General features: G+C 66.2%; 19 protein-coding genes, 1 other RNA gene and 4 pseudogenes. 15 read left to right on the plus strand and 9 right to left on the minus strand.

The features are described 5' to 3' along the window. Window positions 1-785: pseudogene (locus AUC69_RS17285) on the plus strand (hypothetical protein); the annotation flags it as partial. Window positions 786-958: 173 nt separating this feature from the next. On the opposite strand, the gene AUC69_RS03630 reads toward AUC69_RS17285, so the two are convergent. Beyond that, window positions 959-1,213, minus strand: coding sequence for a ribbon-helix-helix domain-containing protein (locus tag AUC69_RS03630; RefSeq protein WP_069440954.1), 255 nt, complete (start codon window positions 1,211-1,213; stop codon window positions 959-961). Window positions 1,214-1,225: 12 nt separating this feature from the next. Then, window positions 1,226-2,647 carry a class II fumarate hydratase gene (fumC, locus tag AUC69_RS03635; RefSeq protein WP_069440955.1) on the minus strand — a complete coding sequence of 474 codons (1,422 nt, stop codon included), beginning with the start codon at window positions 2,645-2,647 and terminating at the stop codon, window positions 1,226-1,228. 1,113 nt (window positions 2,648-3,760) lie between these two features. Here fumC and AUC69_RS19605 point away from each other — a divergent pair. From AUC69_RS19605 to AUC69_RS03645, 3 genes and pseudogenes are all read left to right on the plus strand, one after another. Continuing rightward, window positions 3,761-4,069, plus strand: a pseudogene (locus AUC69_RS19605) (PAS domain S-box protein); the annotation flags it as partial. 95 nt (window positions 4,070-4,164) lie between these two features. Then, window positions 4,165-4,230, plus strand: a pseudogene (locus AUC69_RS19610) (HWE histidine kinase domain-containing protein); the annotation flags it as partial. 71 nt (window positions 4,231-4,301) lie between these two features. Then, window positions 4,302-4,790 carry a sensor histidine kinase gene (locus AUC69_RS03645; protein WP_280136610.1) on the plus strand — a complete coding sequence of 163 codons (489 nt, stop codon included), beginning with the start codon at window positions 4,302-4,304 and terminating at the stop codon, window positions 4,788-4,790. Window positions 4,791-4,796: 6 nt separating this feature from the next. Here AUC69_RS03645 and AUC69_RS17290 read toward each other — a convergent pair whose 3' ends face one another. The 5 genes from AUC69_RS17290 to AUC69_RS03665 form a co-directional block, all read right to left on the minus strand. Further along, window positions 4,797-4,997: a cyclic nucleotide-binding domain-containing protein gene (locus AUC69_RS17290; protein WP_083239059.1), complete on the minus strand. Its 201-nt coding sequence runs from the start codon at window positions 4,995-4,997 to the stop codon at window positions 4,797-4,799. After that, a complete protein-coding gene (gene glsA, locus AUC69_RS03650) occupies window positions 4,940-6,658 on the minus strand; it encodes a glutaminase A (protein WP_083239060.1) in 1,719 nt (572 codons plus the stop codon). The genes AUC69_RS17290 and glsA overlap by 58 nt, the downstream gene beginning before the upstream one ends. Window positions 6,659-6,810: 152 nt before the next feature. Beyond that, window positions 6,811-7,347, minus strand: a complete 537-nt coding sequence (locus AUC69_RS03655) for an SspB family protein (protein WP_069440958.1) — start codon at window positions 7,345-7,347, stop codon at window positions 6,811-6,813. A 50-nt stretch (window positions 7,348-7,397) separates the two neighbouring features. Next, window positions 7,398-7,799, minus strand: a transfer-messenger RNA (tmRNA) gene (gene ssrA / locus AUC69_RS03660). A gap of 85 nt (window positions 7,800-7,884) precedes the next feature. Next, a complete protein-coding gene (locus AUC69_RS03665; protein ID WP_083239061.1) occupies window positions 7,885-8,145 on the minus strand; it encodes a PepSY domain-containing protein in 261 nt (86 codons plus the stop codon). Window positions 8,146-8,261: 116 nt separating this feature from the next. Between AUC69_RS03665 and AUC69_RS03670 the strand changes: the two are divergent. The 8 genes and pseudogenes from AUC69_RS03670 to miaA all read left to right on the plus strand — a co-directional run bounded on the left by AUC69_RS03670 (window position 8,262) and on the right by miaA (window position 15,386). After that, window positions 8,262-9,055, plus strand: a pseudogene (locus AUC69_RS03670) (thymidylate synthase). Beyond that, window positions 9,052-9,594: a dihydrofolate reductase gene (locus AUC69_RS03675; RefSeq protein WP_244500078.1), complete on the plus strand. Its 543-nt coding sequence runs from the start codon at window positions 9,052-9,054 to the stop codon at window positions 9,592-9,594. Before AUC69_RS03670 ends, AUC69_RS03675 begins: the two are co-directional and overlap by 4 nt. A gap of 180 nt (window positions 9,595-9,774) precedes the next feature. Continuing rightward, complete coding sequence (hflK, locus tag AUC69_RS03680) at window positions 9,775-10,917, plus strand: FtsH protease activity modulator HflK (protein WP_069440960.1); 1,143 nt, start codon at window positions 9,775-9,777, stop codon at window positions 10,915-10,917. Beyond that, a complete protein-coding gene (gene hflC, locus AUC69_RS03685; RefSeq protein WP_069440961.1) occupies window positions 10,914-11,927 on the plus strand; it encodes a protease modulator HflC in 1,014 nt (337 codons plus the stop codon). Before hflK ends, hflC begins: the two co-directional genes overlap by 4 nt. Window positions 11,928-11,943: 16 nt before the next feature. Continuing rightward, on the plus strand, window positions 11,944-12,129 hold the full coding sequence (locus tag AUC69_RS03690; RefSeq protein WP_069440962.1) for a DUF2065 domain-containing protein: 186 nt from the start codon (window positions 11,944-11,946) through the stop codon (window positions 12,127-12,129). A 121-nt stretch (window positions 12,130-12,250) separates the two neighbouring features. Beyond that, window positions 12,251-13,756 carry a Do family serine endopeptidase gene (locus AUC69_RS03695; protein WP_083239062.1) on the plus strand — a complete coding sequence of 502 codons (1,506 nt, stop codon included), beginning with the start codon at window positions 12,251-12,253 and terminating at the stop codon, window positions 13,754-13,756. Window positions 13,757-13,786: 30 nt separating this feature from the next. Continuing rightward, window positions 13,787-14,440 carry a hypothetical protein gene (locus AUC69_RS03700; protein WP_069440963.1) on the plus strand — a complete coding sequence of 218 codons (654 nt, stop codon included), beginning with the start codon at window positions 13,787-13,789 and terminating at the stop codon, window positions 14,438-14,440. Between the two features lie 10 nt (window positions 14,441-14,450). Beyond that, complete coding sequence (gene miaA / locus AUC69_RS03705; RefSeq protein WP_069440964.1) at window positions 14,451-15,386, plus strand: tRNA (adenosine(37)-N6)-dimethylallyltransferase MiaA; 936 nt, start codon at window positions 14,451-14,453, stop codon at window positions 15,384-15,386. Here the strand turns inward: miaA and AUC69_RS03710 are convergent. Further along, the gene (locus AUC69_RS03710) at window positions 15,383-17,302 is read right to left on the minus strand and encodes a potassium transporter Kup (protein ID WP_069440965.1); all 1,920 of its coding nucleotides are present in this window, start codon (window positions 17,300-17,302) and stop codon (window positions 15,383-15,385) included. The genes miaA and AUC69_RS03710 overlap by 4 nt on opposite strands. 374 nt (window positions 17,303-17,676) lie before the next feature. Here AUC69_RS03710 and AUC69_RS03715 point away from each other — a divergent pair, with 374 nt between their 5' ends. From AUC69_RS03715 to ilvC, 3 genes are all read left to right on the plus strand, one after another. Next, window positions 17,677-19,443 carry an acetolactate synthase 3 large subunit gene (locus AUC69_RS03715; RefSeq protein ID WP_069440966.1) on the plus strand — a complete coding sequence of 589 codons (1,767 nt, stop codon included), beginning with the start codon at window positions 17,677-17,679 and terminating at the stop codon, window positions 19,441-19,443. Further along, window positions 19,443-19,985: an acetolactate synthase small subunit gene (ilvN, locus tag AUC69_RS03720; RefSeq protein WP_069440967.1), complete on the plus strand. Its 543-nt coding sequence runs from the start codon at window positions 19,443-19,445 to the stop codon at window positions 19,983-19,985. The genes AUC69_RS03715 and ilvN overlap by 1 nt, the downstream gene beginning before the upstream one ends. An 81-nt stretch (window positions 19,986-20,066) precedes the next feature. Then, window positions 20,067-21,086: a ketol-acid reductoisomerase gene (gene ilvC / locus AUC69_RS03725; protein ID WP_069440968.1), complete on the plus strand. Its 1,020-nt coding sequence runs from the start codon at window positions 20,067-20,069 to the stop codon at window positions 21,084-21,086. 187 nt (window positions 21,087-21,273) lie between these two features. Here ilvC and AUC69_RS03730 read toward each other — a convergent pair whose 3' ends face one another. Next, the gene (locus tag AUC69_RS03730) at window positions 21,274-22,773 is read right to left on the minus strand and encodes a saccharopine dehydrogenase family protein (RefSeq protein WP_083239063.1); all 1,500 of its coding nucleotides are present in this window, start codon (window positions 22,771-22,773) and stop codon (window positions 21,274-21,276) included. Between the last annotated feature and the right edge of the window lie 133 nt (window positions 22,774-22,906).

The raw sequence follows: 22,906 nt of genomic DNA on the forward strand, positions 1-22,906 counted from the left end.
AGGCTGCCGCTGAAGCCAAAGCTGCAGCCGAAGCCAAAGCTGCTGCTGAAGCGCAAGCTGCCGCTGAGGCCAAGGCCGCTGCCGAAGCCCAAGCCGCCGCCGAAGCAAAAGCCGCTGCGGAAGCAAAAGCCGCGGCAGAGCAAGCCGCGAAAGAGCGCGCGGCGGCCGAGGCCAAAGCCGCCGCCGACAAGGCCGCCGCGGAGCAGGCGGCGCGCGAGCGGATCGAGACGGAGGCCAAGGCGAGGGCGCAAGCCGAAGCGGCCGCTAAGGCCGAGGCGCTGGCCAAAGCCAAAGCCAAGGCCGAAGCCGAGCAGGCCGCCGCCGAGAAGGCCGCGGCGGAGCAGGCTGCGGCCGAGGCCCGCGCCGCCGCCGCGAAAGCCCAAGCAGCGAGGGCAGCCGCCGAGGCGAAGGCGGCCGCCGAGGCCAAGGCCGCCGCGCAAGCCAAGGCCGCTGCCGCGCAAGCCAAGGCCGCCGCCGACCAGGCGGCGAAGGAGCGGGCCGCCGCCGAGGCGCAAGCGGCCGCCGAGCGCCAGGCCCGCCAGAGGATCGAGCACGTGCCGCCGCCGAGAAGGCAGCCGCCGAGCTGGCCGCGAAACAACGGGCGGCGGCGGCGGCGAAAGCCGCTGAAGCCAAAGCCGCGGCGGAAGCCAATGCGAGCGCGGCGGTGCCGAGCGCGTTGCTGCCGCCGGCGTCGACCGCCTCCGTGCCGCCGCCGTCTCGTGCAAACGGTGAAGCCCTGCTCGTGCCGCCCGCCGGCACGGCCGCCGATCCCATCGGCGAGATGATCTCGGCCGATCCGGCCGCCACCGCCACCGATCCCTTGTTGGAGGATCCGTTGGCGGAAGGCGTCGACCCCGAGGCGGCCGAGGTGGCGCCGCCTCCCGCGCCCCGGCAAATACCGGCGCCGGCGCGCCCGGCCCGACGACTGGAAGAAGGGCTACGGGATCTTCGGCGGCGGCTAGGACGGTTCGCGTTTTCCTTGCGCCCGCGCCAGCACGTAAAGACGAATGGCCGCCGACAGGCTTGCCGTGCGGCCTTCGCCCGTGTCCGCCGCGAGCCCGCGCCCGGTGTCGATCTCGCTCACCAGGCTCGCGATCGACTTGCCGTCCTGCTTGGCGATGTCGGCCAGCGCCGACCAGAAGGGCTCCTCCAACGACACGCTGGTGCGGTGCTTGGCGATGGTGAGCGATCGCTTGTTGCGGGCGTTGGACATGCGGGGTGAGCGCTAGGGCTTCGGCGCTACCATGTCCTCGGGACGCACCAGCCGGTCGAAATCCTCCTCGCTCACATGGCCGAGCCGCACCGCTTCCTCGCGCAAGGTGCTGCCGCGCTTATGCGCGTGCTTGGCGATCTCGCTCGCTTTGTCGTAGCCGATATGCGGGGCGAGCGCGGTGACGAGCATCAGCGAGCGCTCCATATGCTCCTTGATACGCTCGCGGTTGGCCTCGATGCCGACGACGCAATTATTGGTGAAGCTGTCGGCCACGTCGCCCAAGAGACGGATCGATTGCAGCAGCGCGTAAGCCAGCACCGGCTTGAACACGTTGAGCTCGAGATGTCCCTGGCTGCCGGCGAAGCTGACCGTGGTCTGGTTGCCCATGACTTGCGCGCAGACCATGGTCACGGCCTCGCACTGGGTGGGGTTCACCTTGCCGGGCATGATCGAGGAGCCCGGCTCGTTCTCCGGCAGCAGGATCTCGCCGAAGCCCGAGCGGGGGCCGGAGCCCAAGAGCCGGATGTCGTTGGCGATCTTGAACATGGACGTGGCCACGGTGGTGAGCGCCCCGTGGGTGAACACGAATGCGTCGTGGGCGGCCAAGGCCTCGAATTTGTTCTCGGCGCTGACGAAGGGCAGCTTGGTCAGCTGAGCGATTCTGGCGGCGAAAGCCTCGGCGAAGAGGGGGCTGGTATTGAGGCCGGTGCCCACCGCCGTGCCGCCTTGGGCCAATTCGTAGAGCCCGCTCAGGGTCAGCTTCACCCGCTCGATGCCGTGGTCGATCTGCGCCGCATAGCCGCCGAATTCTTGTCCCAATGTCAGGGGCGTGGCGTCCTGCATATGGGTGCGCCCGATCTTGAGCACGTCCTGGAACGCCTCAGCCTTGTCCTTGAGCGCCTGATAGAGGCGCGAAAGCGCCGGATTGAGCCGATAAGCGATCTCCTCGGCCGCCGCCACGTGCATGGCCGTCGGGAAGGTATCGTTGGAGGATTGGCCGAGATTGACGTGATCGTTGGGGTGGACCGGGGATTTGGTGCCGAGCGTCCCGCCGAGGATTTCACTGGCGCGGTTGGCGATCACCTCGTTCAGGTTCATGTTGGTCTGGGTGCCGGAACCGGTCTGCCAGACCACCAGGGGGAAATGACCGTCGAACTTGCCGTCCACGATCTCCGTCGCCGCCGTGGCGATGGCTTCGGCCACGTCTTTTTCCAGGCGGCCCAGTTCGAGATTGGTCAGCGCCGCGGCCTTCTTGACCAGGGCCATGGCGCGGATCAACGGCTGCGGCATATGTTCGTCGCCGATTCTGAAATTCTGCCGCGAGCGCTCCGTCTGAGCCCCCCAATAGCGGTCGTTGGCGACCTCGATCGGCCCGAACGCGTCGGTCTCGGTGCGAGTTGAAGGTGAAGACTGGGGGCCGTCGGCGAGAGGCATGATTGTATTTCCTTTTTTAATAGTCTTGGCGTCCAAGCGGCCCGCCGCCGTGCGGGGATCCGCCCCACGGCTATCGGGTGTTTCGGGCCTAGGCTATAACATCGCGCAACGGGGTGGGAGAACCGGGCGCGGTGCGATCTTTTTTGCGGGCCTCTGCCGGAAAGCCGACGCAGCCTTCCCGGCGGGGATTGCTGTGACCTTGGCCGAGGACGGCGCGTGACGGAAGCCGCGACACATATAGCGCTGCCCGCGCCACGCGGGGCCAGCCTGTCGATCGCCTTCGCGCGCCTCGCCGCCGTGGTCGTCTGCGTCATCGGCGAGATCGTTCTGGCCATGTGGCTCGACGTCATCCCCGGCCTGGAGGCGGCGCTGCCCTCCGTGGACGGCATGACGCCCAATGCGGCTCTCGGGGTCATCGCCGCGGGCCTTGGGCTTCTCTGCTTCACCTTCCGGCGGCTACGGATGCTGGCGCGGATCATCGGCTTCGTGCTGGTCGCCGCGGGGCTGGTCGTTTTCGGTCAGTATTTGCTCGGCATCGATCTCGGCCTCGGTCAGCTCCTGCTGCCTGTGAAGGTGCCCGCGGCCATCGAGGGCGACGGCACGCCGTCGCGAGCCGCCCCCGGCGTGACCGGCTCGCTCGTGCTGTTCGGTCTGGCGTTGATGTATGCCAAGCGCGGCAAGACGCTCGCCGCCTTCAGCCAGATCATCGCCCTGGTCATGCTGGCGCAGGTCCTGATCGTGCTCGCCGGCTACGCTTACGGCGTCGCCACCAACTACTACCCGTTCCCGTTCACCGCCATGTCGGTCTACGGCGCGGTGAGCGCGTTTCTGCTCGCCGTCGGCCTGCTCGCCGCCTCGCCGGAAAACGGCGTGGCCGCGGCCATCGTGGAGCCTTCGCCGGCGGGAGAGATGCTGCGCCGGCTGTTGCCCGGCATCCTCGTGCTGCCTTTGGTGATCGGCTGGTTCGCCCGCCAGGCGGAAGCGCAATCCCTCTACGACAGCGCCGCCACGCTCGCCATCTTCGCCGTCGCCAGCATTATCGTGCTGGCAGTGTTCGCCTGGACCACGATCGGTGCCGTCCGGCGCGCCGACCACGACCGTCAAGTGGCGCTCATGGATCTGCGCGGCCAGCGCGAGTGGCTGTCGACGACGCTCGGCTCGATCGGCGACGGCGTGATCGCCACCGATCCGAACGGCAGCGTGCTGCTGCTCAACAAGGTCGCCGAGCAGTTGACCGGTTGGACGGCGGCAGAGGCGCGCGGGCGTCCGATCTGGGAGGTGTTCCGGGTCATCGACGAGGGCACGCGCAAATCCGTCGACGATCCGGCGTTGAAGGCGCTGCGTGAGCGCGAGGTGACGCGGCTGGAATCCGGCGCGCTGCTGATCACCCGCGACGATCGGGAGCTTCCGGTCGAGCATTCCGGCGCGCCATCGTCGGCTATGACGGCTCGCTCGCCGGCGCCGTGCTCGTGTTCCGCGACGTCACCGAGCGCAGGCGCACGGCCCAGCGACAGACCATGCTGGTCGGCGAGCTCAACCATCGCGTCAAGAACGCGCTCGCCATCGTGCAGTCGCTGGTGCAGGCGAGCCTGCGTCAGGCGAGTAGCAAGCCGGCGCAAGCGATGCGCAGACGCTCGCCAAGCGGCTGCAAGCGCTGCACCGCGCCCATGATCTCCTCCTCGAGTCGCAATGGTCGGGCGCCAGCCTCAAGGCCATGGTCGAGCGTGAGCTGGAGCCTTATCAGCGCGACGGTGGTCCGAAGATCACCATCAAGGGACCGGACGTGCTGCTGCCGCCGCAATGCACCTCCATCCTCGCCATGACCCTGCACGAGCTTGCTACCAACGCGGTGAAATACGGCGCGCTGTCCCAGAACACGGGCCAGCTCGGCGTGAGCTGGAAGACGGGGCGCGGCAACCGGCTGCTTCTCGTCTGGGAGGAGCGCGGCGCTCCGGCGGTGCCCGTGGCGCCGAAGACCACGGGGGGCTTCGGGTCACAGCTCATCGACAAGGGTATCCGCCACAATCTCGGTGGCGAGACCAAGGTCGATTTCCGCCCGGGCGGTCTCTATGTGGAGCTGAACGTGCCGCTGACCCCGTCCAACGAGCCGCGCGCCAAGCCCGCGCCCGCGCCGGTCGCGTGAGCGCCTCTATTCGAGGACGCTGATTTCCTCGTTGGCGTGCCGCAGACGCTCGGAGAACTCGCGCGTCAGATTGCTCAGGATCGTGATCATGATGTTGGGATGGGCGGCGGAAAGCTCATGCAGCTCCTCGACCCCGAGCCCGTAGCAGATCACCCGCTCATTGGCGACGATGTCGGCGGAGCGGCGGCCGCCGTCCAGCAGCGCCATCTCGCCGAAGGTGAGGCCGGGGCCGATCGAGCGACCCGCTTCTTGCGGTTGCCCTTGCCGTGCACCTTGATCTGCACGCTGACCGTGCCGCGGGCGAGCACGAAGAACAGCTTCGCTTCGTCGCCCTCGCGCATGATGACGTCGCCTCTCTCGAACACGAGCGGCCGGATCACCGATTCCACGAGGCGGCATTCCCCGGGGCTCAGCCCCTTGAACAGATTGATCTCCGAGACCGCGAATTTGGTGCCGTGGTTGAAATTGGCGCCGGCGAGGAGCTGGTCCTCGCACCATTCGAGCGCCGCGTCGGCGTCGCGGAACTGACGAACGCGGTGACCGTGCTGGCTCTCGGCCAGCGCCCGCACGAGGGGATCGAGGCGGTCGTCCTCGGCCAGCGAAGCGAAGACGAGCTCCGCCGCCGATCCTTCCATGGACTTGGCCGCGCGCACGATCAGCTTGCACGCCGAGGTATCGGCTTGATGCACGCGCTTGAAGTCGACGACCACATAGCGGGAGTCCGCGGCGAGGGCGCTCGTCTTGCGTAAGAGCTGCTCGGTCGAGCCGAAGAACAGCGCGCCTTGCGCCTCGAGCACCGCCACCTTGTGGCCTTCCGTCGCCAGCAGATTGCGTTCTTCGAGCGTACGCAGCCGGTTCGAGCGCACCAGGTCGGCGCGGTAGTCGCGGCGTACCACGCTGCGGACATTGGTGCGGTTGTTGAAAGCGTGCAGCTCGAACTCGCTCGAGATCTCCTGGCACACGCGGATGCCGCGCACGCTGTTGCCTTGCGTGTCGATGGGCGGGGAATAGACGCAGATGCCGATCTGTCCCGGCATGACGGCGATGATGCAGCCCGACACGCCGCTCTTGGCCGGCATGCCGACCTCGTAGGCCCATTCGCCGGCATAGTCGTACATGCCGCAGGAGTTCATCACCGTCAGCATGTCGCGCACATATTGCGCGTCGAACACCGCCTTGCCGGTGAGCGGATTGGTCCCGTCATTGGCGAGCGTGGCCGCCATGATCGCCAGATCGCAGCAGCTGACATTCACCGAGCATTGGCGGAAATAGAGATCGAGCACCTCGTTGGGATCGCGCTCGATCATCGCCGTGTTGAGCATCATGTAGGCGATGGCCCGGTTGCGGTGTCCCGTCTCCAGCTCCGACCGGAACACCGCCTCGTCGATGCCGAGCCTTCGTCCCGCCAGGCTGGAGAACAGATCGAGCATGTTGCCGATGCGCTGCTCTTGCGTGTCGCCGGGCATCATCTCGGCGACGGCGATGGCGCCCGCGTTGACCATGGGATTGAACGGGCGGTTGGCGACCTCGTCGAGCACGATGGAGTTGAACGCCTCGCCGGTGGGCTCGACGCCCACATGCTTGAGCACGGTGGGGCGGCCATGGCGCTGGAGCGCGTGGCCATACATGAAGGGCTTGGACACCGACTGGATGGTGAAGGGGACGTCGGTATCCCCCACCTCGTAGATCTGCCCGTCCACCGTGGCGATGGCGATGCCGAACAGGGAGGGATCGACCTTGCCGAGCTCCGGGATGTAGTCGGCCGGACTGCCGCCGGTGACCTTGGACACGCGTGCATGCAAGTCGGCGAGGAACGCCTCCACGGGCGCGGTGAGCTCAGCCTTCGCCGTACCCCGGATCGCGTCCATTTTGTTCAAGCTGTCCCCCCGCGCGACCGCCGCGCCAGCGGAACTCTAGTCAGAAATCGTGCCATGTCGAAAGCCAAGCAAATCCGCCGCGGCCGTTCGAAGGACGCGCGTGGTTTGCCTAAAACTTGGGCGGGAGGCGCTTAAAGGATGAGCTATTTCTTGCGGAAGCGGTCGAGTTGGACGACTTCGGCCGGCGGCCGCGACATGACCACTTCGGCGTTCGGGGTCTCGCCCGTCTCTTCGGCGATGTCCTGACCGCCGGCGGTCTCGTCCTGCACGCCGACGAGATCGGGGAGCGCCGAGGCCATGTGCTGGCGGGCCGAGTCGTTCGCAGCCCCCGGCTTGCCGAATTGCAGCCCGAACTGAGCGGACGGATCGTAGAACGCCTTGATCGCGCTGAACGGCACCACCAGCCGCTCGGGCACGTTGGAGAAGGACAGCTTCACCTCGAAACGCTCGTTCGTCACCAGCAGGTCCCAGAACTGGTACTGCAGGACGATCGTCATCTCCTCGGGATACTGCTCCTTCAGGCGCTTGGACACCGAGACGCCCTCGGCGTCGATATCGAAGGCGATATAGAGGTGGTGCTCGCCCGGCAGGCCGTTGCGCTGAACATGCGTGAGAACCTCACGCACGACACCGCGCAGGGCATCCTGCGTGAGAAGGTCGTATCTGATCTCGTCTTCCATGGATGGCGTCGCTCCATTCCCGCGACGAGAGGCATTCACCCCGTCATAAAAGTGGAGGGCTTCTGTTGCCCGGTGCCCTCCGAAACCGCGCCTAACCCCTGCGAAGAGATTAGGACTTGAGTTTCAGGCTATCGCGCTGACTACGCAGCGAGACGAGCCTCCGCATAGTTGTCGTTGGCAACTATTTGGTTGGCCCGATAACGGCGGTACCATGCCGAGCGAAAGCACGACTTTTACACCCTCGTCGATCCTGTTTCGCCCCCGCCACGTTTCAGATCGGCTGCTGGAAGTTCGGAACGCGTCACTTTCGAGAACGCCCGAGCTGAAACCTGGTGGAGGCGCCGGGTACTGCCCCCGGGTCCGAATGGCTTATTACGTCGCCCGTTTATCGCCATAGCCGGCTTGCACCGGCAGACTCATATATAGGCTTCTTGCGCGGCAAAAAAAAGATTGATGGTTCGATAACCCCCAGCCCCGATTGGGCGATTAGGCGTTAGGCCAAAAGCACTTGGCGGGGGCGAGGCACTGTCGGACGCCTTAATCGCGCTCCAACTTGATGATGCGGCCGGTGACGGCATCGACCTTCATCTCGATCTCGTGGCCGTAGGCGTCGTCGCCCTCGACCTTCCAGATCCCCCTTCTCCGGTTCAGCTCGATCTCCTCGAGGCGCACGATCCCCTTGTCGAACGCCATGGCGCGGACGTCCTCGATATCCAGGTAACGGGCCGAGGCGGGCGTCGCGGCAAGCCCGATGGCGAGGCCGAGGAGAGTAGGGAGGACAACTGACATAAGGCGCATTGAATGCTCCTTCCTCTAGGTCTATCGACAGGAAGGCCAACCGAGTCTCGTGAGTCTCGATGCTGTGAGACCCGGCTCTGGCCTAGGTTGGCCCGGATCATAGAGAAGGACGCCTCTTGCGCCAATATCTCGATCTTCTCGCCCGCATTCGCGAAACCGGACTCCGCAAGGCGACCGCACCGGCACCGGCGCGTTAAGCCTATTCGGAGCGCAGATGCGGTTCAATCTGGCGCACGGCTTTCCCCTCGTCACCACCAAGAAGCTGCACGTGAAGTCGATCATCCACGAGCTTCTCTGGTTCCTGCAAGGCTCGACCAATATCCGCTATCTCCAGGAGCATGGCGTGCGCATCTGGGATGAGTGGGCCGACGAGGAGGGCGAGCTCGGCCCCGTCTACGGCCATCAGTGGCGGTCCTGGCCGGTGGCCGGCGGCGAGACCATCGATCAGATCTCGAGCGTGGTGGCGAGCCTCAAGCGCGACCCGGATTCGCGGCGTCACATCGTCAGCGCGTGGAATGTCGGCGAGCTCGACAAGATGGCGCTCCCGCCCTGTCACTGCCTGTTCCAGTTCTATGTCGGCGACGGCAAGCTCTCCTGTCAGCTCTATCAGCGCTCGGCCGACATTTTCCTCGGCGTGCCGTTCAACATCGCCTCCTATGCGCTGCTGACGGCGATGGTGGCGCAGGTCACCGGGCTCGAGCCCGGCGACTTCGTCCATACCTTCGGCGACGTGCACCTCTATCTCAACCATCTTGACCAGGCCGACGAGCAGTTGTCGCGCGAGCCCCGCAGCCTTCCACGTCTTGAGGTCAATCGCGACGTGACCTCGCTGTTCGACTTCGTCTACGAGGATTTCAAGCTGGTAGGCTATGACCCGCATCCGGCGATCCACGCCGAGGTCGCGGTGTGAGCGAACGGTTTCAGACGTCGAAAGACCCGATCATCGCCCTGGTCGTCGCCATGGGCGAGAACCGCGCCATCGGCCGGGGCGGGGACCTGCCGTGGCATTTGCGCTCCGACATGAAGTTCTTCCGCCGCGTGACCATGGGCAATCCGGTTGTCATGGGGCGGCGCACCTTCAAGTCGCTCCCGCGCGTGCTCGACGGCCGGCTCAATATCGTGCTCACCCGCGATCGCGGCTTCGTCGTGCCGTCCGCGGTCATGGCCTACAGCCTGGAGGAGGGGCTTCAGGCGGCGCGCGAGTCCTGCGCCCGCACCGGCGCCAACGAGATCATGGTGATCGGCGGCGAGGACGTGTTCCGTGAGGTCTTGCCGCAAGCGGGCCGCATCTATCTGACCGAGGTCCATGCCGCCCCGGAGGCCGATACCTGGTTTCCCGAGCTCGCGCCGGATCAATGGCGCGAGGTCTTCCGGGAGCGCCATGAGGCCGGCCCCAACGACGACCACGCTTTCAGCTTCGTGGTTCTCGACCGCGTCGCCGAATCCTGACCTAAAGGGCCTTCATCCTAACCGGGGCCTTGCATTGCGTGGCTCTGGTGAGTGGCCTATAAACCCCCAGACCTTTGTCGCAGGACCGCCATTTTGGTGCTGCTAGTGTCCCTGCTAGCGGCGCATCGAAACAGGCGGCTCCTCGCGAGACCCCCTCTAGAAATCAGGACGAAACGCAATATGCCTTGGAGCAATCAGAGCGGCGGCGGCAGCGGTGGCGGCGGCGGCGGGTGGAAGGGCGGCAATGGCGGCCCTTGGGGCCCGCGGCCCGGCGGTCCCGGCGGCCAGCAGCCCGACCTGGAAGAAATCTTGCGCCGGAGCCAGGACCGGCTGCGTCAGGCCATGCCCGGCGGCCGCATGGGCGGCGGCTTCGCCTTGCTCATCGCCATAGTCGCCATCGCCGTGATCGGCTTCTTCGGCTTCACCGTTCGCGTGAACCCCGATGAGCTCGGCATCGTGCTTCGCTTCGGCGCTTACGAGCGCCAGCTTCCGCCCGGCCTGAACTTCCGCCTGCCTTATCCGATCGAGGAGGTCGAGCTGCCCAAGGTCACGCGCGTCAATCGCACCGAGATCGGCATGCGCGGATCTTCCGACCGCGATGCCGTGACCGCCGTGCGCGACGTGCCGGAAGAGAGCCTGATGCTCACCGGCGACGAGAACATCGTCGACATCGATTTCGTGGTTCTGTGGCAGATCAGCAATGCGCCGGACTTCTTGTTCAATATTCAGAGCCCGGAACGCACGGTGAAGGACGTCGCCGAGAGCGCCATGCGTGAGATCGTCGGCCAAAGCGACATCGAGCCGATCCTCACCGCCGCGCGCGCCAAGACGGAAGCCGACGTGCAGACGCTCATTCAACGCATTCTCGACGGCTACGGCGCCGGTATTCAGATCAATCAGGTTCAATTGCAGAAAGTCGATCCGCCGGCGCAAGTCATCGACGCCTTCCGCGACGTGCAAGCCGCGCGCGCCGATCAGGAGCGCTTGCAGAACGAGGCGCAGACCTACGCCAACCGGGTCATTCCGGAAGCGCGAGGCGAGTCCGAGCGAATCCTCCAGGCGGCGCAAGGCTATCGCGACCGGGTGATCGCCGAGGCCAAGGGTGAGGCGGACCGCTTCGTCGACGTGCTCAAGGAATATCAGAAGGCGCCCGAGGTGACCCGCCGCCGCATCTTCATCGAGACGATGCAGGAGGTGCTGTCCGACACCGACAAGATCATCCTCGACGAGAAGGGCGGTGGGGTCGTGCCCTACCTGCCGCTCACCGAATTACAGAAACGCCTGCCCGCGGCGCCGGCGACCGACAATGGGGGCCAGCAATGAACCGGACATTTCTCACGGTCGTCCTCCTGCTGCTTGGCGTGGCCGCGGTCACGGCCTATCTGACGCTGTTCACCGTCTATCAGACGCAGCAGGCACTGGTTCTCGAGTTCGGTAAGCCGAAGCGTCTCGTGACCACGCCGGGCCTCAACTACAAGATCCCGTTCATTCAGAATGTCAGCTTCTTCGACAAGCGGCTGCTCGACCTCGACTCCGCGCCGCAGGAGGTCATCGCCTCCGATCAGAAGCGGCTCGTGGTCGATGCCTTCGCCCGCTGGCGCATCACCGACCCGCTGCTCTTCTATCAGGCGGTGGGCGATGAGCGCGTGGCCCGCTCGCGGCTCGGCTTCTTCCTCGAAGCCTCTCTGCGGCGCGTGCTTGGCGCCGCGAGCTTCGAGGCCGTGGTCCGCGACGAGCGGCACGCGCTGATGCAGCGGATCACCGACCAGGTCAACGCCCAGGCCAAGGCACTCGGCATCACCGTGGTCGATGTGCGCATCAAGCGCGCCGATCTGCCCGAGGCGAACAGTCTCGCCATCTATCGCCGCATGCAGACCGAGCGGCAGCGCGAGGCGGCCGAGATCCGCGCTCAAGGTGAGGAAGCCTCCCGGCGCATCCGTGGCACCGCCGATCGTCAGGTCACGGTGCTGAAGGCCAACGCCACCGGCGAGTCCGAGCGCATCCGCGGTCAGGGCGATGCCGAGAAGAACTCTGTGTTCGCGGCGGCGTTTGGCCAGGATCCGGACTTCTTCGCCTTCTACCGCTCCATGCAAGCCTATCAGGGTGCGCTGAAAGCGGGCGATACGCGGCTTCTGCTCAGCCCGAACTCGCAATTCTTCCAATATTTCAACGACGCCAACGGCGGCAGGGCCCCGGACGGATCGACGCCTTCGGCGGCGGCCCCTTCGCCCGAGCCGCAAATGGCGCCGAGCGCGCCCGAGGAAGACGAGACCGGCGACGCGGAGCAGCAGGACGCGTCCACCGAGACCGTTCCGGACGCTTCGGCCCCGTAAGGGGTAGGCCACGGAGATGGACGATCTCGCCGTCGCCATCGGCCTCGTTCTCGTGATCGAGGGGCTGCTCTGGGCGCTCGCGCCGGGCGTCGGGCGCAAGCTCCTGGCGGCCACGGCGGAGGTGCCTGAGTCCTCGCTGCGCTTGGTCGGCGCCTTTGCGGTCGCCGCCGGTGTGTTTCTTGTCTGGATGATCCGCGGCTAGACATGATCCCAACCTCATGATGTCAGGTCATGCGACGGTTTCCTGCTTCCTCGCGCCGATTTTCGGTAAAATGACGCCTGCGTGGGCAGCGGCCCCCGCGGGATGCCGGAGTGCTCGATCGATGTCACATGCAAGCGGCCTTGCGCGCTATTTTGGCTTGACCCGGCACCTTGCTCCCGCCGGCTGGCGTGCCGCCGCGCTGGGCGTGTGCCTCGTGCTGATCGCCGCGCCGAGCCTCGCCCGCGGGCCCGCCTCGGTGGCGGACGTCGCCGAGGGCTTGCAGGACGCGGTGGTGAACATCTCCACCACCCAGACCCTGAAGGGCACCGGCGAGCCGGTTCCCGGGCGCCGTGGCCCGAAGGGCTCGCCCTTCGAGGAGTTCTTCGACGATTTCTTCGACGAGGAGGACGCCGACGGCATGCCGCGCAAGGTGAGCTCGCTCGGCTCCGGCTTCGTCATCGACCCGTCCGGCCTCATCGTCACCAACAATCACGTCATCGAGGGCGCCGACGAGATCATCATCAACTTCACCGACGGCTCCAAGCTGAAGGTGACCAAGATCCTCGGCCATGATCCCAAGACCGATCTGGCGCTGCTGAAGGTCGAGCCCAAGGAGCCGCTCAAGGCGGTGTCCTTCGGCGACTCCGGCCGCATGCGGGTCGGTGATTGGGTCATGGCCATCGGCAACCCGTTCGGTCTCGGCGGCAGCGTCACCGTGGGCATCATCTCCGCCACCAAGCGCGACATCAACGCCGGGCCCTATGACGACTTCCTCCAGACCGACGCCGCCATCAACCGCGGCAATTCCGGCGGCCCGCTGTTCAACATGGATGGCGAGGTCATCGGCGTGAACACGGCGATCATCTCGCGAACCGGCGGCTCCATCGGTATCGGCTTCGCCGTGCCCTCCAACAGCGCCGTCAAGGTCCTCGACCAGCTCAAGCAATATGGCGAGACGCGGCGTGGCTGGCTCGGCGTCCACGTGCAGAACGTCACCGACGAGATCGCCGAGAGCCTGGGCTTGCAGGAGCCGATGGGCGCGCTCGTCGCCAAGGTGGCGCCCGACGGTCCCGCCGCCGCCGCCGGGGTCAAGGCGAGCGACGTGATCCTCAAATTCGACGGGCAGGTCATCGACAATATGCGCGACCTGCCGCGCGCCGTGGTCGGCGCCCGGATCGGCAAGGACGTCCCCCTTGAGCTCTTGCGTGACGGCAAGACCATGGACGTCACGGTGACGATCGGCCGGCTCCCCGAGGACGAAGAGGACGAGGTCGAGGAAGAGGAGGAGGTCCAAGACCAGGAAGACCCCGCCCTTCCCGCGCCCGACGGCGAGGATCTTCTCGGCCTGTCCATCGCGCCGCTCACCGATGCGTTGCGCAGCAAATATGACATCGCCGACAGCGTCGAAGGCGTGATTATCACCGGCGTCGAGCCCGACAGCCCGGCGGCGCAAAAGAACGTCAAGCCCGGCGACGTGATCATCGAGGTCACCCAGGAAGAGGTGCGGCAGCCCCAGGACGTGGTCACCCGGCTACAGGCGGTGAAGCGTTCGGGGCGCGGGCGCGTGCTGCTGCTGCTCTCCGACGCCAAGGGCGAGCTGCGCTTCGTCGCCGTGCCGACAAGCTGACGCGCCTCGCCGCGACGGAAAGGGCTTGCCATGACGGAGCCGTCCGCAAGCGTCACCATTCTCGATCCCGGCTGGCCCGGCCGCGAGCTCCGGCTGATGCCGGGCGATCTTTCCAAATGGCTGCCGCAAGGCTTGGGCCTCGGCGCGCCGCTCGTCGTCACGCCTTACAGCGACGGGCCGGAACCGAGCTATTACGGGTTCGATGCGGCCGGCTCCACCCCGATCCTGAACGCGCCGACCCAGCAGCCGGGAAGCGGCGTGCTCTATTTCGACGACGGCGCCGATCTCACGAAGCTGCGCGGCGCGCTCGGGATCATCGGCGTCCGTCTGGCCGACAAGACCTACGCCGTGTTCTGGGACGCCACCATCGACACCATCGAGGACCGCTATCTCCACCAGGTGCGCATCGTGTCGAAAGCCGCCCTCGGCTATCTGTTCAAGGCGAATCCCGAAGCGTCGGCGCTGCCCGACCAGCCGCTTGCCTTAGGCGACTATATCGAGACCTTCATTGCCGAGCAGAAGGACAAGTGGAACGACGGTTACGCGTTCAGTCGCGCCTTGAGCGGAACGCTTGGTGGTGACGGCGATTGGGCCAAGGAATCGCTTGGCTTCGGCTTCGCCGTGGAGAACGGCTATTGGGGCGTCTACCGGCTGTGGAGCCGGCCCTGGCTGTGCACGAAATGATGCTGCGGACATGATCGAGGCCATTCTCATTGCCGGCCCGACCGCGAGCGGCAAATCGTCCGCCGCCGTCGCGCTCGCCGCGCGCCTTGGCGGCACCGTCATCAACGCCGATTCCATGCAAGTCTATCGCGAGCTCGACGTGCTCACCGCGCGGCCCGGCGCGGCCGATCTGGCGTCCGCGCCTCATCGCCTCTACGGCACGGTGCCGGCGGCGGAAGCCTATTCCGTCGGCCGCTGGCTCACCGATGTGGCCGCCGCCATGACGCAAGCGCGGGGCGAGGGGCGTCTGCCCATCCTCGTCGGCGGCACCGGGCTCTATTTCAAGGCGCTGCTGGAGGGCTTGTCGCCGGTCCCCGACATTCCGCCGGAGACGCGCGAGCATTGGCGCGCTTGGGCCGAGGCCCTCGGCGCCGAGGACCTGCACCGCGAGCTCGCCGCCCGCGATCCCGTCATGGCCGAGCGCCTGTTGCCGAGCGACCCGCAGCGTGTGTCCCGCGCGCTCGAGGTGATCGACGCCACCGGCATCTCGCTCGCCGCGTGGCAGGGCACCGCGGGCACGCCGACGCTTGCCGGTGACGCCGTGCTGAAGCTCGTCGTCGCGCCGGAGCGCGAGCCCCTCTACGCGGGCATCGATGCCCGCTTCGACCGCATGGTCGAGGCAGGCGCCCTCGACGAGGTCGCCGCGCTGATGGCGCTCGATCTCGATCCCGCGCTGCCGGCGATGCGGGCCCACGGGGTGCGCGAGATCGCCGCGCACCTCGCCGGCACCATGAGCCTGGAAGCGGCCGCCACCAAGGCCAAGACCGAGACGAGGCGCTACGCCAAAAGGCAGATGACCTGGATCAGGCGCTTCATGGCGGACTGGGAATGGGTGCCGGACGGCGGCGCGGCGGTGGCGGTGGCGTTACGCGCGTTGCCGGCGCGCGGGTCACACCGTGATGGTTAGACGGTGACTTGCGTGCCGATCTCCACCACCCGGTCGGTGGGCAGCTGGAAATAGCTCGATGCGTCGTTGGCGTTATGGGCGAGGAAAATATAGAGCTGGTCCTGCCAGGGCGGCATGCCCGAGCGGACGTCGGGACGGACCGAGCGCCGCGACAGGAAGAACGACGTCGACATGATGTCGAACTGCCAGCCCTGTTTGCGGGCGATGGCCAGCGCCTTGGGCACGTTGGGCCGCTCCACGAAGCCGAAATGCAGATTGAGGCGCATGAACTTGTCGCTCATCGTCTCCATTTGCACGCGGTTCTCCGTCTTCACCCGGGGAATGTCCTCGTTGACGATGGTCAAGATGACGTTCTGCTCGTGCAGCACCTTATTGTGCTTGAGGTTATGCAGGAGCGCCGTGGGCGCGAAGTCGGGGTCGGCGGTGAGGAATACCGCTGTCCCCGGCACGATATGAGGCGGCCGCTCCTCGAGACTCTTGATCAACGGCTCGAACGGCACCTCGACGCGCCGCGTCTTCTGGGCCAGCAGCCGCGTGCCGCGCCGCCACGTGATCATGACGGCGATCAGCATCATGCCCACCAGGACCGGTAGCCAGGCGCCCTCGACGAGCTTGAGCGTGCTGGCCATGACGAACGCCGTATCGATGAAGATGAGCGGCGCCATCACCGCGATCACCCAGACGAGCTTCCACCGCCACAGCTTCCAGATCACGATGAAGCCGAGAATGCCCGCCGTCCATTCCGTCGTCGCCACCGCAAGCACGTAAGCCGAGGCGAGTTCGCTCGACGAGCGGAACATGAACACCAGCATCAACACGCCGGCCAGCAGCAGCCAGTTCACCCGCGGCATGTAGATCTGGCCCGGCTGGGACTCGGAGGTGTGACGCACCTCCATGCGCGGCAGCAGGCCGAGTTGCATGGCTTGGCGGGTGATCGAATAGGCCCCGGTGATGACCGCCTGGCTGGCGATGGCGGTGGCCATGGTGGCGAGCGCCACCATGGGATAGAGCGCCCATTCGGGGAACAGCAGATAGAACGGGTTGGCGATGGTCTCCGGGTGAGCCAGCACCAGCGCGCCTTGGCCGAAATAGTTGAGCAGCAGCGCCGGCAGCACGAGATAGATCCACGCGGTCTGGATCGGCCTGCGGCCGAAATGACCGAGGTCGTTGTAAAGCGCCTCCGAGCCGGTCACCACGAGGAACACCGCGCCGAGCGTCACGAGGCCGATGATGCCGTGGGTCATCAGGAACTCGATGCCGTAATACGGGTTGAGCGCCTCCAGCACGCGCGGGTTGTCGGCGATCTCGACCGCCCCGGCGACTGCCAGGACCAGGAACCACACCGTGGTGATCGGCGCGAAATAGGTCGAGACCCGCGCGGTGCCGTGGCTCTGCACCGAGAATAGCGCCACGAGAATGATGACGGTCAGCGGCAGCACGTAAGGGGCGAAGGCGTCCGTCGCCACGTTGAGGCCCTCGATGGCCGACAGCACCGACAGGGCCGGCGTAATCAGCGTCGAGCCGTAGAACATCGACGCGCCGAGAATGCCGAGCGCCAGCACCAGCGGCGTGCGTCTGCCGACCGCGGTGAAGGCGAGCGCCGTGAGCGCCAGCGTGCCGCCTTCGCCGTTATTGTCGGCGCGCAACAGGATCAGCACGTATTTCATCGTGACGACGATGAGCAGCGACCAGAAGATCAGCGACAGCACGCCAAACACGGCGGCCTGGGTGACGATGCCGTGCTCGCCGCCGGCGGCAAGGACGGCCACGCGCAACGCGTAAAGCGGGCTGGTGCCGATGTCGCCATAGACGACGCCGATCGAGCCGAAGGTCAGCCCCCAGAATGCACCTCTGGAAAGCGCCGGGGAGCCATGGCCGTTGGCGGCGTCGGTTTCTGCGCTAGCTGAGGGCTGCATTGAGACCAGTGACTGGGAAGAGGATGGTTGGCTCTCGCGTAAGCGCGTTGTCGCGGCCCCGCGGCCCCTTAAAGCGGTAGGGACATAGGCGGATCACGGGCCCTTGTCCAGAACGGTTATGGGCGGCGCGCCTGCGGCCGAGTGGGAGTTTTCCTGGTACGCAATAAACGGTTAGGCTTGTGGTGATAATGGGTAATTTATGCAAAGCAAAGGCCTGCCAATCTTGTCATTCATTCGCATTTGCCGTTGACCCAGTGTCACACAGCGCTTAGGGTGCCCGCCTTAATCCGGCGTTTCCCGCCATTCCTTATATTTCCCACCGGGCAGTGGCCGTCAGCGGCCGCGATGGCCCGGTTTTGCCAGTGAGTAGAGACATGTCCCGCGCGATGACAGGCGCCCAGATTGTCCTGGAAGCTCTCGCCGACCAAGGCGTCGAGCATATCTTCGGCTATCCCGGCGGCGCCGTGTTGCCAATCTATGACGCGCTGTTCCAGCAGGACCGGATCAAGCACATCCTGGTTCGCCACGAGCAGGGCGCCGTGCATGCGGCGGAAGGCTATGCCCGGTCCACCGGCAAGGTCGGCGTCGTGCTGGTGACCTCGGGTCCCGGCGCGACCAACGCCGTCACCGGCCTGACCGATGCGCTGATGGATTCGATCCCCGTCGTGTGCATCACCGGGCAGGTGCCGACCCATCTCATCGGCAACGACGCCTTCCAGGAATGCGACACAGTCGGCATCACGCGGCCCTGCACGAAGCACAATTATCTGGTCAAGGACGTGAACCAGCTGTCGACGGTGCTGCACGAGGCGTTCTACGTCGCGCGCTCGGGCGTCCCGGGCCGGGTCGTCGTCGACATCCCCAAGGACATCCAGTTCGCCGAAGGGAATTATGCCGGCCTGTCCAACTCCCAGCACAAGAGCTACCGCCCGGCGGTCAAAGGCGACGAGGCCGCGGTGGCGGCCGCCGTCGAGCTCATGGCCAATGCCAAGCGTCCCATCTTCTATACCGGGGGCGGCATCATCAATTCCGGGCCGCTCGCCACCGAGCGCCTGCGCGAGCTCGTGCGCCTGACCGGCTACCCCATCACCTCGACCTTGATGGGGCTCGGCGCCTATCCGGCCTCCGACAAGCAATGGCTCGGCATGCTCGGCATGCACGGCACCTATGAAGCCAACAACGCCATGCACGATTGCGACGTGATGATCTGCATCGGCGCGCGCTTCGACGACCGCATCACCGGGCGGCTGGACGCTTTCGCGCCGGGCTCCAAGAAGATCCATGTCGATATCGACCGCTCGTCCATCAACAAGAATGTCCATGTCGACATTCCCATCGTCGGCGACTGCGCCCACGTGCTCGACCAGATGCTCGCCGCCTGGAAGGCCAAGAACCTGAAGGTCGACAAGCCGGCGCTGAAGACCTGGTGGGACCAGATCGACACCTGGCGCGCGCGCAAATGCCTGCATTACAGGAAGCGCGACGACGTGATCATGCCACAATACGCCATTGAGCGGCTGTATGCGCTGACGCGCGACAAGGACGTCTACATCACCACAGAAGTGGGCCAGCATCAGATGTGGGCGGCCCAGTTCTTCCACTTCGACGAGCCGAACCGCTGGATGACCTCCGGCGGCCTCGGCACCATGGGCTACGGCATCCCGGCGGCCGTCGGCGTGCAGATGGCCCATCCGGACAGTCTGGTCATCGATATCGCCGGCGAGGCGTCGGTGCAGATGACCATGCAGGAGATGTCGACGGCGGTGCAGTACGACCTGCCCATCAAGATCTTCATCCTGAACAACGAATATATGGGCATGGTCCGCCAGTGGCAGGAACTGCTCCATGGCGGCCGCTACTCGCACTCCTATTCCGAGGCGCTGCCCGACTTCGTCAAGCTGGCGGAGGCCTATCAGGCCGTCGGTATCCGCGCCGAGAAGCCGTCGGAGCTCGATGACGCGATCAAGGAGATGCTCGACACGCCGAAGCCGGTCATCTTCGATTGCCGCGTCGACAAGCACGCCAATTGCTTCCCCATGATCCCGAGCGGGGAAGCGCATAACAACATGCTGATGGGTGACGATCTCACGGGCGAGGATCTCGAGAAGGCCATCACCGAGGAAGGCAAGGTGATGGTGTGATGGCGCAGCCCGGATCCGCTTACTCGCTCGAGACGAAAGTCCAGAAGCCCGAGACCCACACCATGAGCGTGCTCGTGGACAACGAGCCCGGCGTGCTCGCGCGCGTCATCGGTCTGTTCTCGGGCCGCGGCTACAACATCGAGTCGCTCACCGTGTCGGAGACCGAGCACGAGGCGCATCTGTCGCGCATCACCATCGTCACCACCGGTACGCCCATGGTCATCGAGCAGATCAAGAACCAGCTCGACCGGCTCGTGCCGATCCACTCGGTCACCGATCTCACCGTGCTCGGCCACCCCATCGAACGCGAGTTGGCCATGGTCAAGGTGGCGGGCAAGGGCGAGAAGCGGGTCGAGGCGCTGCGCCTGGCGGAAGCCTTCCGCGCCCAAGTCATCGACGCCTCGACCGAGCATTTCGTGTTCGAGATCACCGGGCGCCAGTCCAAGATCGAGCAGTTCATCGTGCTGATGCAGCCGCTGGGTCTGGTCGAGGTCTGCCGTACGGGCTTAGCCGCCATCGCCCGCGGCCCGGAGCAGATGTGAGCGCCACTTGTCTTTTCGCGGCCCAGACGGCACAACCCGGGCCAAATCACCATTCAGGACTTCATACGTAGGGGAACAGGTATGCGTGTCTATTACGATCGGGATGCCGATCTCAATCTGATCAAGGGCAAGAAGGTCGCCATCATCGGCTATGGCAGCCAGGGACACGCGCATGCGCTGAACCTGAAAGAGTCCGGCGTGGCCGACGTCGCCGTGGGCCTGCGCCCCGGCTCCAAGTCCGCCGCCAAGGCGGAAGGCTCCGGCCTGAAGGTCATGGACGTGCCGGCCGCCGCCAAATGGGCCGACGTGGTGATGATGCTCACCCCCGACGAGCTGCAAGGCCAGATCTGGGAGAACGATCTCAAGCCCAATATGAAGCAAGGCTCGGCGCTGCTCTTCGCCCACGGCCTCAACATTCACTTCAACCTGATCGAGCCGCGTCCCGACATGGATGTCTGCATGGTGGCGCCGAAGGGCCCGGGCCATACGGTGCGCGCAGAATACTTGCGCGGCGCCGGCGTGCCGTGCCTCGTGGCCATCGCCCAGGACGCCACCGGCAACGCCCACGACCTGTCGCTGTCCTATGCGTCGGCCATCGGCGGCGGCCGCGCCGGCATCATCGAGACCACCTTCCGCGAGGATGCGGAGACCGATCTGTTCGGCGAGCAGTCCGTGCTGTGCGGCGGTCTCGTCGAGCTCATGCGCAACGGCTACGAGACGCTGGTCGAGGCGGGCTACGCCCCCGAGATGGCCTATTTCGAATGCGTCCACGAGGTGAAGCTGATCGTCGACCTCATCTATGAGGGCGGCATCGCCAACATGAACTACTCGGTGTCCAACACCGCCGAGTATGGCGAGTATGTCTCCGGCCCGCGCGTCGTGAACGCCGCCAGCAAGGCCGCCATGAAGGACGTGCTGACCGACATCCAGTCCGGCAAGTTCGTCAAGGATTGGATGCTGGAGAACAAGATCAACCAGCCGAGCTTCAAGGCCATGCGCGCCAAATGCGATACCCACGACATGGAAGTGGTCGGCAAGAAGTTGCGCGACATGATGCCGTGGATCGCCGAGCGCAAGATGGTCGACAAGGACAAGAACTGACCCTTCGCGTCACGCGATCGTCTTCGAGAATGGCTGGGACTCGCGCTCAAGCAGCGAAGCGGTAGCGCGTAATCAACTCGCGCTCAAGCAGCGAAGCGGTAGCGCGTAAATAATCAACTCGCGCTCAAGCAGCGAAGCGGTAGCGCGTAAATAAGTCCCGGCCATTTTTCGTGTTTACGGGTCCGTTCTAAGGAGAGCCGTTCGCTTCGGGTTCGCGATCCAGCGATCCGCGATAGTGGACGATGAGCCCGAGGCCAAACGGGGCATGCAGCGCGACATCGAAATGGAGCCGCCCGTCGCGGGCGGATTCCTCGCTGTCGCTCGCAACAAGGCAACGGCGGGGCATCGGCATCCCGAGGAACCAGCCCCGCCGCGTCTCGAGCCGTATGGCGCCATTGTCGACGGGGATGGCAAGCTCATAGACGAACGGCCCGAACCGCTCGAGATAGTGGTCCGGGCGCGACGCGGGCGCCAGATGAGAGCGGAACGTCGCGGTCCCGAACCGGCGCGTCCACACCTCGCGGCCGCCTGAGCGCGTCATGTCCACGGTCACGGGTTGGTCCTTGCCGTCCGGGGGAAAGCCGAACAGCCGGCAGACCAGGCGCGCGAAGAGGCTTCCGCCCCGCTCGACGTCGGCCCGGCCGCTAAACCGCTCCGTCCCGAGCCCGCCATGGGCCGCGCGCAACACCGGATCGAGTTCGTCCCAATTTGTGCCGAGCGCATTGCGAAAGAGCGAGCGCGCCGCTTGGTCTTCCATGCGGGTCGTCACCGACAAGTCCGCCATGGCTCGGTCGATATCGGCGAGCGCAATCTCGCCGAGGCAGGGCCGGGCGCCCGGCGCGATGCCGCCCCTTGCCGCCGCCCGGACCAAAGCCCGCGCCACGATCGCCGGCACGAAGGGGCCTTCGCCGGCCTCGGCGATCAGCGTCCAGCGTCGCGCAACGTGCTCCTCCGCCTTGCGGCCGGTGACGGTCACCACCATGCCGCCGCGATCCGTGCCGAAACCCGACAGCCGGTCCGCCAGCCAGGCGGACAACGCGACGCTCGACCGATGGCCGCCGATGCCGAGACCAAGCCGTCGCAATCCCCCCACGGCCGCCACGGCGCGGTTCAGCACGCCAAGCTCCATTCCGGCCCGGAAGTCGACCGTGCGCGCGCCGAAATGCGCGGGGAAGAGCTCCGTGTCTGGCACCGCGATCCGGTAGCCGGTTCGCGAAAGGCCCAGCTCGAGGGCGATGCGGCGTGGGCCGCTCCATGAGCGGATCTCCCGCCAGGCGCCATCCGTCCACATGCGCATCGGACCGCCCGCCTGGCCGAGGATGCTGGCGATGACCGAGCGGCCGCGCGGCGCCCGGTTGCCGGGCAGGATCGCCGTCTCGATGCCGTCGACATGGTCGAGGCCGGCGGCCAGGGCCGTCACCACGGCCGACGACAGCCCGGGCACGCTCGAGGCGCCGGAGAGCGCGAAGCGGCCGGCACCCCGCGCCGCGGCGTCGAGATCGCCGATGCCCGCGGTGAATCGCGCGTCGTCGGAGAGGTCGAGATAATCGATGCCGTGTGCGAGACAGTAGCGCGGCAGACGATAAGGATCGCCGCCATAGGCGCCGAATGGCCCCGCCGCATCCACCACGACATCAATGGCGCCGTCGGCGATCGGCGAGAGGTTGCCGCTGCGGTCGAGCCGCAAGGCCGTGGCGCCGATCCGGGTGGCGGCGCGTGGGCGGCGGACGCATCGCGGCCGGCGATCACCACCGCGCAGCCGTCGCGCGTCAACAGCTCAGCGAGCCGGCTGCCGAACACACCATAGCCACCCAGGATGA

The sequence above is a fragment of the Methyloceanibacter superfactus genome (genome assembly GCF_001723305.1).
Taxonomy (GTDB): Bacteria; Pseudomonadota; Alphaproteobacteria; order Rhizobiales; family Methyloligellaceae; genus Methyloceanibacter; species Methyloceanibacter superfactus.